5 protein-coding genes are annotated in these 13,523 nt (G+C 32.8%); all 5 read right to left on the minus strand.

Going from position 1 to position 13,523, the window contains the following annotated elements:
• Nucleotides 1–46: 46 nt before the first annotated feature.
• The 5 genes from ACKXGU_RS04585 to ACKXGU_RS04605 all read right to left on the minus strand — a co-directional run bounded on the left by ACKXGU_RS04585 (nt 47) and on the right by ACKXGU_RS04605 (nt 13,419).
• The gene (locus tag ACKXGU_RS04585; protein WP_463466876.1) at nt 47–2,656 is read right to left on the minus strand and encodes a T9SS type A sorting domain-containing protein; all 2,610 of its coding nucleotides are present in this window, start codon (nt 2,654–2,656) and stop codon (nt 47–49) included.
• A gap of 111 nt (nt 2,657–2,767) precedes the next feature.
• Entirely contained in the window at nt 2,768–5,731 is a 2,964-nt protein-coding gene (locus ACKXGU_RS04590) for a T9SS type A sorting domain-containing protein (RefSeq protein ID WP_463466877.1), read from the minus strand.
• A gap of 121 nt (nt 5,732–5,852) precedes the next feature.
• Entirely contained in the window at nt 5,853–8,444 is a 2,592-nt protein-coding gene (locus tag ACKXGU_RS04595) for a T9SS type A sorting domain-containing protein (protein ID WP_463466878.1), read from the minus strand.
• A gap of 170 nt (nt 8,445–8,614) precedes the next feature.
• Nucleotides 8,615–10,339, minus strand: a complete 1,725-nt coding sequence (locus tag ACKXGU_RS04600; protein WP_463466879.1) for a TonB-dependent receptor — start codon at nt 10,337–10,339, stop codon at nt 8,615–8,617.
• A 59-nt stretch (nt 10,340–10,398) separates the two neighbouring features.
• On the minus strand, nt 10,399–13,419 hold the full coding sequence (locus ACKXGU_RS04605; RefSeq protein ID WP_463466880.1) for a tetratricopeptide repeat protein: 3,021 nt from the start codon (nt 13,417–13,419) through the stop codon (nt 10,399–10,401).
• Nucleotides 13,420–13,523 lie beyond the last annotated feature (104 nt).

Consider the following 13,523-nt stretch of genomic DNA (forward strand, 5'->3'; position numbering starts at 1 on the left):
AAACACGTTTCGAGAACCTCAACGTCCGTTTATAATAATAAGTCACTTACTTTTTTACAAACTTTGAAGTTTGTTCGCCATCGGTAGTTTCTATATTCAAAAAATAAACTCCTTTTGATAACTGACTGACATTTATTTGTGTTTGGTTTGCTGATGTGAGCTGTGTAACTATTTGTCTCCCATGAACATCATAAACCGTTATAGATTCCAAATTGATTCTACTTTCTATATTAATGACATCTGAAGCTGGATTTGGATAGATATTTATTAAGTTTTGTAATTCAGTTTCCTCAACGGACAAGTTTTCAGCAACGGTTGTCATCTCATCATTAGTGATTATTGGTGCATTGTAATCAAAATAGATTTCGGCATCATTTGAAAACGTGTCACCCAATACTAAAGTCTCCAATGTTTTTATTTTGAATAGTACATAGCCATCGTTATTAGCATCATCAAATGGTAGGTTAATATCCTCAAAAATGAACTCTACAATATTATCATCCTTAATTCTCGTTACAAAATCGTGGCTGCCATCTAATGGAATCAATGTTGACACATCATATTTTGTCATATCTATTTCATCCTTGACCACAATGTTTACCGCACTGGCCGTTCCTGTATTTTCAAAACGGATTAAGTAATGTACATATTTGCCAACATCTTCTGGTTCAATGGTCTCACCTTGCAGACAGGTTTTGTCATTAGGATCGAAAGAGTTCACGACAACCTGCTTTAGTTGAAAATTATTATCACCTACTAATTCATCATCGGCAATTGGAAAAATATTCGCTACAAAGCCCAAATAATCACCTCCATTTAGGGGTGGTGTATCCGTTGGTGAGTTTAAATTCATGGTTACTAAAATCTCTCTGGTTTCAAATGGCATCAAATCAGTAAAACTCCAAGTCAGTACATTACCAACATGTGTATCTGCTACTGGTGTAGATGACACTAACTCCATAAGTCCAGCATTTTCATTATAACTAAATTCTAATGAATTGGACATAACGGTATTGCCTTTGTTTTTGTAAATTATTTTGTAATCTGTGTCAAATCCAGGGCGAGCTTCTTCCACTGGAATAATTACGATTTCTAAATCATTATGAATACCATTGGCCATAACACAGAAATCTTGATTAAAGGGACTTGATTCTGTCGGGAAATTTACTGTTATAAATTCAGGATAAATTTGATAATAATTTGGGGTTTCAAATAATGGAGTAATATTATAAGTCCCTTCTAAAACGGGTATTGAATGATTTCCATTTACATCAGGTATATATACACTAAATAGTTCTTGATTTTGGTCGGTAATATAAAAATTAAGCATTGGTACCACTTCATCATTATTATCACAACCATCATTATTTAAATCAAATCTACTATTACCTTGAACTGTATAATATGTTCCTCCCGGATTAAATGAGCAATACGTATTGATCTCACAATTTGTTAAGCCTTCATTATCTATCAAATTTTGTATGAAATCATTGTTAAAATCATCGGAACATATGTAGTTTAAATTTGAGTTACCATTTAATTCAATTGAAAAATTTTGAGAAAAATCCACTCCGTTTTTTAAATAAACCACCTCTAAAGCACTATTATTTCTAATAACTAACCACTCAAGAACCGAACAATTATTTAAGTTCAATGATTCAATCTGTGAATCTCTTATTGACAAATCTATAAGATTTACATTAGAGCTTAAATCTAACATTTGAATATTTACTGCTGAGATATATAGTGTTTCTAACAAAGTATTTTGAGATATATCTATTGTTGTAAAATCATTTTGAATAGCATAAAACTTTTCTAATAGTGGATTTTGAGATATATCTATTGATCCAATTGGATTTATACTAATTGCTAATTCTAATAATCTTGGATTATTACTAACATCTAGACTAGTTAAATTATTTTGACTACAGAATAAAACCTCTAAAAACTCCATATTACTTACATCAAGTTGGGTAACCTGACTATCTCTCAAATCTAATTTCTTCAAATTATTATTATTAGTTAAATTAATATCTCCTAAATAAAAGGTAGAGTATCGTATTAATTCTTCTAACATAAGATTGTTACTTAAGTCTAAATCTTCTAAGGGGTTTTGAGAAACATTTAAATGCGTTAATAAATTATTTTGAGAAAGGTCCAGATAAGGAATCCCAATATTACTGCAGTCTAATTTCTTTAATTCAGGGTTATTGGTAACGTCAAAATTATTAAATCCACTGTTATTACAAATCAATTCCTCTAAAACAATGTTATTACTTAAATCTAAATAGTAAGATCCATTATTACTTGTATTTAATTTTTTTAAATTAACATTTCCTGATAAATCTAAACCACTGATACTATTTGAAGAACTCACGTCTAAAGATTCAAGAGATTGAAAATGTTGAATGCCATCAAAATTTGTAATATATGCACCTGGCAATAATAAATTAAGAACAGTTTCCGCTTCAGAAACTTGGATTTCCCCATCATCATTTGTATCAGCATCTAAATCTCCAACACCATCCCCATTTACATCAACACAATTGGTATTCACTAGAGCATTCTTAAAATTAGCATCTGGAATATTGACAATTTGAGCTTGAGAAAATGTAAACGAAATGAGGGCAATTAGGATTAAGTAATTATGCTTCATGATAATAGTGTTAAGTATGCAAAATACTAATATTTGTAACAACAAAAAAACGCTCAAATTGAGCGTTTTAAGTGTTTTATTAGATTCTAAAACAAGTTCAGAATGACAAAATTATTGCTTGATGAATTTTGACGTTTGTTCACCATTGGCAGTTTTTATATTCAAAAAATAAACTCCTTTGGATAACTGACTGACATTTATTTGCGTTTGGTTTGTCGATGTCAGCTGTGTAAATATTTGTCTCCCATGAACATCATAAATATTTATGGATTTCAAATTGGTTTGGCTTTCTAAATTAAGGACATCTGAAGCTGGATTTGGATAGATGTTTATTAAGTTTTGTAATTCAGTTTCCTCAACGGACAAGTTTTCAGCAACGGTTGTCATCTCATCATTAGTGATTATTGGTGCATTGTAATCAAAATAGATTTCGGCATCATTTGAAAACGTGTCACCCAATACTAAAGTCTCCAGTGTTTTTATTTTGAATAGTACATAGCCATCGTTATTAGCATCATCAAATGGTAGGTTAATATCCTCAAAAATGAACTCTACAATATTATCATCCTTAATTCTCGTTACAAAATCGTGGCTGCCATCCAAAGGAATCAATGATGACACATCATATTTTGCCATATCTATTTCATCCTTGACCACAATGTTTACGGCACTGGCCGTTCCAGTATTTTCAAAACGGATTAAATAATGCACATATTTACCAACATCCTGTGGCGCAATGGTTTCACCTTGCAGACAGGTTTTATCATTGGGATCAAAGGAGTTGACAACTTCCTGTTTTAGTTGAAAATTATTATCCCCTGGGATTTCGTCGCCAGTTATTGGAAAGATATTTGCGACAAACCCCAAATCATCACCTCCATTTAGGGGTGGTGTATCCGTTGGTGAGTTTAAATTCATGGTTACTAAAATCTCTTTGGTTTCAAATGGCATCAAATCAGTAAAACTCCAAGTCAGTACATTATCAACATGTGTATCTGCTACTGGTGTAGATGACACTAACTCCATAAGTCCAGCATTTTCATTATAACTAAATTCTAATGAATTGGACATAACGGTATTGCCCTTGTTTTTGTAAATTACTTTATAATCCGTATCAAATCCAGGTCGAGCTTCTTCTAAAGGAATAATTACGATTTCTAAATCATTATGCGTGCCATTAGGTGTAATGCAAAAATCTTGATTATAGGGGCTTGACTCAGACGGGAAATTGATTGATACACTCTCTGGAGAAACCGCATAATAATTTGGATTTTCCAGAACAGGTGTGATGACGTGTTCACCTTCCAAAATGGGAATTGAATACCCTCCAGTTGAATTAGAGATTATTTCTCCTGTTTCACTACCATTAGTTATACTAAGCTTAAAATAAGGAAAACTAGTATCATTAAAATCGCATCCATTGACATCTAAATCTAATTTATTTTCTCCTTGAATGGTGTAAAATTCACCTCCTGGCACAAATGAACAATAAGAATTTGTAACACAGTTTAGAATACCGGAAATAGAAAGCTGTTCATCAATATAATTCTTTTCATAGCTATCAACACAAATATAGTTTAAGTTGGGCAAATTATTAAAAGTAGCATTATCCAATGTTGTCCCATTCTTTAGATTTAAATAGTTTAAATTAGTACAATCAGAGATTCTTAAATTTGATATAAAAACATTGCTAAAATCTAACATATCAAACCCAGAGTTAGAAAGGACTAAAGTTCCGATTGAGGAATTAAAAAGGTTTAAACTATTTAATGGATTATTTGATAAATCCAAATAAATCAAATTATTTATATTTGGTAATGCTACATCACTCAAAAGATTATCGCCCAATTGAATTTCACCATCTTCAAGATTGTTGAGACCAATACTTGTTATGTGATTATTTCTTGCCGTTAAGTATCCAACAGAGATAAGATTGTTTAAATCAAGATTTACTAAATGATTATTATTTAAGTTAATATTGTCAACTGTTACTAAACTACTCAAATTTACAGATGTTAAATTTTCATCTGTAGAGTTTAAATGAATACTCCCAGCAGTTTCCAAAGATTCTAAATTAACTTCACTTCTATGTCCATTAATACTCAATGAATTAACATGGCTAAGGTTTGGTAAATTTAAAATGTCAGAATCATAAAATAAAGACATTGACGATGGGACACTAATCAAACTATTCAAATTTACACTCATAGTATTTCCTATGCTTTGTATCCATACTCTTTCTATAGAACTTTGTAGATTTTCTAAATTAATGTTTTCAAGGTCGCTGTTATATGAAATTTCAATACCTTGAGAATAACTCATATACAATTCATTTGAAGTCAAACTACCTAAATTTAAATCTGTTATTGTGCTATTATTTTTAAAAAAAAAACCATGAATAGTTTCTAAATTATCCAAATTTATGTTTTCTAAATTATTATCAGATATTTCGGTAATCAGGTTTACATTAGTTAGACTGGAAAGATTGACACTTAATGGCTCAGTAGGCTGATTATCTGTGATGTCTAAATAATTACCTATAGTTAAAAGATTTCTCAAATCTAAATTTGAAACTAAATTATTTGAATTGAAATAAAATGTGCCCCCAAGAGTTGTTAAATTTATCATGTTGAGACTCTCTAAATTGACATTGTTATCACAATAGAAGTGTCTACTAATGGCTGCAACCCCACTTAAATTTATATCTATTAGATTATTGTTATTAGAAATTTCTATTTGTCGCATATTAGTCATAAAGCTTAAATCAAGATTTATAACTAAAGAGTTCAAACATTTAAACTCTATTAAATTAACAAATGCTTCTATCCCTATTATTGAAGTTGCAACACATTCTTGCGTGACTTCCAAAGAATATACCGCTTCTGCTTCAGAAATTTGTATTTCACCATCATTGTTTGTATCAACAGTCGATTCAGCATAACCGTCATTATCCAAATCTGCACAAGTCGAATTCACAAGATAATATTTAAAATTAGCATCTGGAATATTGACAATTTGCGCTTGAGAAAAGTTAAATAAAATAAGGGCAAATAAAATTAAGGAATAGTGCTTCATGATTAATAGGGTTAGAGCATTGTGTATGCAAAATACTAATATTTATGGCAACTAAAAAACGCTCATATTGAGCGTTTTAAGTATTTTTATTAGATTCAGAACTTGTTTCATAATGACAAAATTATTGCTTGATGAATTTTGACGTTTGTTCACCATCGGCAGTTTTTATATCCAAAAAATAGACACCTTTTGATAACTGACTGACATTTACTTGTGTTTGGTTTGTTGATATCAGTTGTGTAAATATTTGTCTCCCATGCACGTCATAGACTGTTATGGATTCCAAATTGGTTCTACTTTCTAAATTAATGACATCTGAAGCTGGATTTGGATAGATGTTTATTAAGTTTTGTAATTCAGTTTCCCCAACGGACAAGTTTTCAGCAACGGTTGTCATCTCATCATTAGTGATTATTGGTGCATTGTAATCAAAATAGATTTCGGCATCGTTTGAAAAGGTGTCACCCAATTCCAAAGTCTCCAGTGTTTTTATTTTGAATAGTACATAGCCATCGTTATTAGCATCATCAAATGGTAGATTAATATCTTCAAAAATGAACTCTACAATATTATCATCCTTAATTCTCGTTACAAAATCGTGGCTACCATCCAATGGAATCAATGATGACACATCATATTTTGCCATATCTATTTCATCCTTGACCACAATGTTTACGGCACTGGCCGTTCCAGTATTTTCAAAACGGATTAAATAATGTACATATTTACCAACATCTTCTGGTTCAATGGTCTCACCTTGCAAACAAGTTTTATCATTAGGGTCGAAAGAGTTAACAACTTCTTGTTTTAGTTGGAAATTATTATCCCCTGCCAACTCATCATCAGCAATTGGAAAGATATTTGCTACAAAACCCAAATCATCACCTCCATTCAGTGGTGGTGTATCAGTTGGTGAGTTTAAATTCATGGTTACTAAAATCTCTCTGGTTTCAAATGGCATCAAATCAGTAAAATTCCAAGTCAGTACATTATCAACATGTGTATCTGCCACTGGTGTAGATGACACTAACTCCATAAGTCCTGCATTTTCATTATAACTAAATTCTAATGAATTTGACATAACGGTATTGCCTTTATTTTTATAAATTATTTTATAATCCGTATCAAATCCAGGACGCGCTTCTTCCACAGGAAGAATTACGATTTCCAAATCATTATGGGTACCATTGGCTGTGATACAAAAATCTTGATTATAAGGGCTTGTCTCTGTGGGAAAATTAACTGATATGCTTTCAGGTGCAAATACAAAGTAATCTGAATTTTCAAAAATTGGAGTAAGCGTATGGGAACCTGTTACCAATGGGATAAAATAATTTCCAGAGTAATTGGCTATTGTTTGCGTTACTATTGAGCCGCTCTGGATGTTAAATTTGGTATTTGGAATACTAGAGTCGTCAATATCGCATCCATCTAAATCAATGTCAAAGTTAATTTCACCTTCAACAATATAATATGTTCCTCCGGGTACAAATGAACAGTACGTGTTCAATTCACAACCAGTTAAACCATAATCATCAACAAAATTTTGAATGTAACTTAATTCAATTTCATCAATACATATATAGTTCAAATCAGGATTGCCCTCAAAGCTCAAACTAGTAGAGCCATACATTCTTGAACCATTTTTAAGAAACAGACCTACTAATTGGTTATTATTACATTGAAGCTTTTCAAGGGCTCCATTATTTGTTATATAGAGGCTCGAAAGTGAATTATCATTTAAGTATAATTGCTCCAAATTAATATTTTGAAAAAGGTCTATACTCTCTAATTCATTGGCGTTTAAATTTAAAAGAGTTAAATTAGGATTTTGAGTAACATCGATACTTGTAAGACCATTAGAATTTGAGTAAAAAGTTTCAAGTAACAGATTATTTGATACATCCAATTCACTTATCAGGTTTGAACCACAACTTAAATAATTCAAATTAGGATTTTGACTGACATCCAGACTTGTAATTTGATTATTTTCACAACTTAATGTTTCAAGTAGTGGGTTGTTTGTGATATCTAAATTAGAAATTGAGTTGCTACCACACCATAAAATCACTAAATTAAGGCATTGTGTTACATCTAAATTTGCAATTCCAGTACCAACTACCCTTAATTCATTTAAACTACTGCTATTACTTAAATCTAGTGAAGAAACATCTGTCGAATTTATGTTCAAAAAATTTAAATCAGGGTTTTGAGTGACCTCTAAACCTGTAAGTGACCAGTTAACAGAACAATTTAAATGAACAAGTTGGGAGTTATTACTAACATCCAAATTAATTAAATTATTTCCATCGCAAATTAAAGTCCTTAAATCTAAATTTTGACTAACATCAATTGAATCCAATTCATTATTGGCGCAAGCTATATAGGTCAACAATGTATTACCACTAAAATCTAAATTGATAATATCATTATTTGAACAATATATGGCTGTCATATTTGAAAAATACTGTATCCCTTCCAATGACACAATTTGTTTATATCTTACATCTAAATTCCTTACATTTTCTGCTTCTGAAACCTGTATTTCTCCATCATTATTAGCATCTACATCTGTGACAATCCCATTGAGAAGTGTTGCCACATTATCATGTAATAAAGCATCCTTAAAATTGGCGTCAGGTATATCAATAATTTGTGCTTGAGAAAAGTTAATTGAAATAAGGGCAAATAAAATTAAGTAATAGTGTTTCATGAATAATAGGGGTTAAAGCATTCTGTGTGCAAAATACTAATATTTGTAACAACAAAAAAACGCTCAAAAATTGAGCGTTTTTTAATGTATTTAAGATGTCTCGACTTCATTTCGAGTTGCCTCAATGACCACACTCGAAATGACAATGAGATTCCTGCTTTCGCAGGAATTTAAAAATCAAACTTATAAGTGGCACCACCTAACAACTGAATACCTTGAACATCAAAATTTTGCCAGCGCTGATAGTCTTGATTTGCCAGATTGTTTCCTTTTAAATAAGCTGATAATCTATCGGTAATATGGTACCCTACATGCGCATTCAAATCAAAATAACTATCCAATGTCACAACGCCTTCAAACGGTTGGATTAGATTGGGATAGAAAAGATAATCTTTTCGTTCTCCTACATAAAACAGATTAGCTCCTGCAAACCATTTCTCATTAATTTGATAGTCCATAAATAATGAGGCCTTGATGTCTGGTAAATTCCAAGCTTCACGTTGTTCACTGACATCATAAATAAAATACTCCCCTTGAATACCCAAGGTGAAATTTCGGCTGACATCCACACTTAATTCGCCACCAATGGAAAAGGTAGATACGTCATCATACACCACACCAAAAGAATTCCCATAGGTATAGCTTTCACCCATAGCCAGAATATCGTTATTCAAAAACAAAGCTTTATTGTTTTCTGCGACATAACCACCTTTAATATTGTAACCCATGCTATTGGACAGCTTCCCTTTAAGTCCCACAAAGGCATTGTACTGCTGATCAGTTGGTGTTATAAAAAGTGTTGGTGATACAAAAGGATTCTCCTGGGCAAAGTCGTAGTAACTATTCTGGTTCAAACCTCCTTGAATACCTCCATAGGCAATAAGCACCTCATCAACCACGCGATAAGAGGCCGAAACATTCGGATAGATATAGAATTTATTATCCCCTAATTCGGTATCATTCAAATAATATAATGACACTCCCAAATCCAATGTCAAATCATCTTGGGTTAATCTGTAAGTTGGTGCTAGACCAATGTTAAAGTTACCATATTTTAATTCTTCATCCAGATAATAACTGCGATCAAATGAACCACCTAAATAATCAATTTTTAGAACTGTGGCTATTTCAAAATCAGAAATAGGAATATCTGCAGTTGCCTGGGCCTTAAACCTATTTTCTCCTGAACCTTTATCATCTCCAAAGCGTCTAAAAAATACAGATCCTGAATTAATGTATGAGTCTTCAAAAGAGATATCACCTGACACATGTGCCCCGTAAAACTCGTGTAAAACCGGTAAGCGATCGACATCAGATTTCTCAAAAATAGATTTGGGCACACCATACCAATTATAACTTTGATGCAGACCTCCCAACTCCACATTCCAGGCCATGTCCCTCAAGTTTTGCGCATAGTTAATGTTCAACTTAGTATCGTAAAAACTATCATCTAAATAAACCCCATCAATACCACCTTGCGATGAATGGTGACTAATGTAGCCTCCAACGCTTTCCGTTCTTGATAAAGCATGATTGAGATATAATTCTCCTAGAATATTGACATAATTTCCGAATCCCAAAGATGCATAGTTATCATATAATTTAGGTGGTTTCTCCTTATCGACTACAGCTGCCTTACCTTTGGCAGGGGTGAACGTTGAAGCCACTGGAAAGGAAAAAATATTATACTGAATGTCTTTTTTGGTGGTAGTCACTTCATCATCCAATGATGGTTCTTCCTTGACTTTAAACGCATCGGAAATAGTTGGCTCGTAAGGTTTTACGACATTAATAACATTGGTGTCCAATGTATCATTTGGGCGCTCTTGAGACCAAGAATTTGTAATTGAAAAAACGGTTACCGCTATTAAGATTTGATAAACTTGCTTACGCATAGATTTGTTTTTTGTTTGATGTCTTTTTTTGATTTTCTTTCTGTTCAAAATTGTTTGAACTAATCTTCACTTTGAACAGATGCGTTGGTTTTAGCTTGTTCGGATTTTATAGTATTCAATTCGGTTTGTGCTTCCTCCACCACGTCATCAAAATCTGGAAAATTTTCAATGACACTTTCTAAAATATAGGTTGCCTGAAAAGCATCTTCCAAAGCATAATAGTTTTTAGCCATAATGATCAAGCCTTTAGCAGAATAATATTTATAACCCGAAAAGTCTTTGGCTAATTGTTGGACCGTTGTATTGGAAGCTTCATAATTTCCAGATTGATGTTTGAAATACGCATTATAATACAATGCTTCAGCAGCTGTTTCTCCTGTTGCTGTTTTTTCTACTTCTGCATACGCCGTTTTAGCGCGTTCTTCGTTTCCTTGCTTAATAGATGATCTGGCTATAATGACATGCGCATCACTTTTGATTTTATTATCAATGCTGCCATTCGACAAAACCTTTTCAGCATATGAAATAGCTTGATCATATTTTTCCAATTGGTAATTGGCTTTCATTAAATTGGATTGGGCAAAAATGACATTCTGTGGAAAACTGGCTTCCACTTCCAATCGTTTTAGAATAGGAATGGCTTCATTCCAATTTTTGTTTTCCAAATAAATCTGCGATAGCCTAGACAGTGCTTCTTCAGTAAATTCATTTTGGGTGGCATCCACAACTGCTTTATAATGCGGTCCCGCATTCGATTTTAAATCTTTTTTGAAATATAATTGTGCCAAATAGAAATGTGCCTGCAAGGCATGAATACCTCGAGGGAATTCATTTAAATAGCCATTAAATTGACGAATGGCATCATCCGTTTTGTTTTCAATATATTTTTTTTCGGCTGATTCAAAGGTGGTATTATCCAAGTCAGCATCCGTGACATCCACATAATCCAATGTTTTTACCCAAGATGCATAGTCATTTACACGTCCTAAATCAATATAAATCAATCGTGCTGTTGCAACTGCCTGATTAGCTTCTGGTGTTCCTGGATAATTTGTTGCCACGGTTTTAAACTTACTTAACGCGCGTTCATTATCTCGAGCATTATAATATATCAACCCCTGTCTCAATTGGGCTTTTGGTGTTAAAACACTCATACGATATTCCGAGTTCAGTCGGTCATACATTTTAATGGCCTTCTCTGATTCGCCTTTTTTAACATAAGAATTACCTAACTCATACATGGCATCATCGCGCAATGTAGATTTAGGAAATCTCTCAATAAAGGACTCTAATCCTGAAATTTTTTGGTTTGTATTTCCGGCGTAACCCTGACTCAAGGTTTTTTGAAAAAAAGCATAATCGGTATCGACTTTATTTAACTTGACTGCCTGATCGTAAGCCTGAATGGCTTCTGAATATTCTGTCGATACAAAATGCGCATCACCTAATCTCAAATAGGCATCATTTAAACGAATATCATCTTCCTTTACCTGACTAATAAAAGCATCAAAATGTTCGCCTGATTGGGCGTAATTCTTTTGCTTAAAATACGTGTAAGCCAAATTATAATCAATATTTGTATACTCTGGTGTATCAGTTGAACTGGCTTGTTGCTTAAACTGTTTGAACCCAATTAAGGCATCTTCATAATTGGTTAAATTATAATCGGTTTCGGCTTTCCAAAAAGTCGCACGAGCCGTATACATATCATCCCGTGGCTCCTTGATTGATTTCTCAAATAAATTTTTAGCTTCTTGGTAATTGCCTTCGTTGTACAATTCCAGCCCTCTATAAAATGCTACTTTTTGATAAGCAACCTTATTTTCAAAACTGCGTTTTCCTTCAAGTAAGGTTAATGCCTCCTTGTAGTTTTTTGAAGTGATATAAGAATCTATCAATAGGGTTTCTATTTCATCCTTGTAAGCCGTATCGGGATACTTGTCCAAATAAGAAGTCAGCACTTGAGGAACTGATTGATAAGGATTCCCTATTTCATAACTTATTTTGGCGTAGTTTAACCATGCATCTTCCTGAATTTTCAGATCAAAATCCATTTGGGATGCATTTCTAAAGGCGTTGAGTGCCTCCTGTTTTTTATCAAGATGCACATAACTTTCTCCCAAATGGTAATAGGCATTTTGAGCCACACCATTATTACCATCGACTATTTTATTGAACTCTGATATAGCCTCCTCATAATTGCCCTGTTTATAATAGGCATAACCCAACTGATAGTAGTCCGTATTGTTCCATTTACCACGTCTACCTTTAAATTCCTTGAGATATGGAATAGCTTCGGCATATTTTTCTAGATTAAAATAGCTTTCACCTATAATTTTATTGAGCTCAGAAACTTCATTTGGGTCGCTATCCGGTAAACGTTCTTTAGCCAATTTGATAGCTTCTTCAAACTTACCAAGTTTAAAATTTAAATCCGCTTGATAGTATGACAGCTTCTCCTTGTATTTTTCCTGATCGCTTACCTGATCAAAATATTCATTAGCTTGATTATAATCATCATCCTGATAGGCCATAAAACCCATGTAATATTTTGCTTGAGAACCATATTTTTGGGATGTTTCCAATCTGGAAAGATAAGTCTTTGCCGTTTTATAATCACCTGTAGTAAAGGCTACATAGCCATTGTTGAAACTAAATTTGTCCCGTTCACTCCTTGCCAAAGAATTCTCATCAACCTTATCATACCATTTTTTAGCATAGGCATATTTGCCATTCACAAAATAATAGTCGGCAACATCTAAAAAGGCGGTATTGCGTTTGGTACTTGTTGGATAATTTTCAACAAAATCCTCTACCAGTTTATCGGCATTTTGCTGATTGAGCCTCACTGCACAATTAGCGATATAGTAATCACAGTCGGATTTCAAGGCATCTGTTTCAGCATCTTTTTTGATGCTTCTAAATAATGATTGTGCCGCGAGATACTGATTATTATTATAGAGGGATAATGCTTTTTGATACTCAACCAAATCGTTGGTGTAAGCTTCGGTCTGCTGTGCTAATGTTATTTGAAAAATTCCAAAAACCAGTGTGAAAAATAAGGCTATTCTTCTGTACATGAATGCTATTTTTTTAATTCAAAATCAAAGATAATTCAATATGTATTCCATAACGGTGGAATTAACTTATAATTATAAACAGAGTTATAAAATCTCAAAACTTA

Source organism: Hanstruepera sp. CR43 (genome assembly GCF_055227665.1).

Excerpts from the sequence above, each read along its gene's own strand:
- ACKXGU_RS04585 (WP_463466876.1), bottom strand. The coding sequence starts at position 2,656 with ATGAAGCATAATTACTTAATCCTAATTGCCCTCATTTCGTTTACATTT.
- ACKXGU_RS04590 (WP_463466877.1), bottom strand. The coding sequence starts at position 5,731 with ATGAAGCACTATTCCTTAATTTTATTTGCCCTTATTTTATTTAACTTT.
- ACKXGU_RS04595 (WP_463466878.1), bottom strand. The coding sequence starts at position 8,444 with ATGAAACACTATTACTTAATTTTATTTGCCCTTATTTCAATTAACTTT.
- ACKXGU_RS04600 (WP_463466879.1), bottom strand. The coding sequence starts at position 10,339 with ATGCGTAAGCAAGTTTATCAAATCTTAATAGCGGTAACCGTTTTTTCA.
- ACKXGU_RS04605 (WP_463466880.1), bottom strand. The coding sequence starts at position 13,419 with ATGTACAGAAGAATAGCCTTATTTTTCACACTGGTTTTTGGAATTTTT.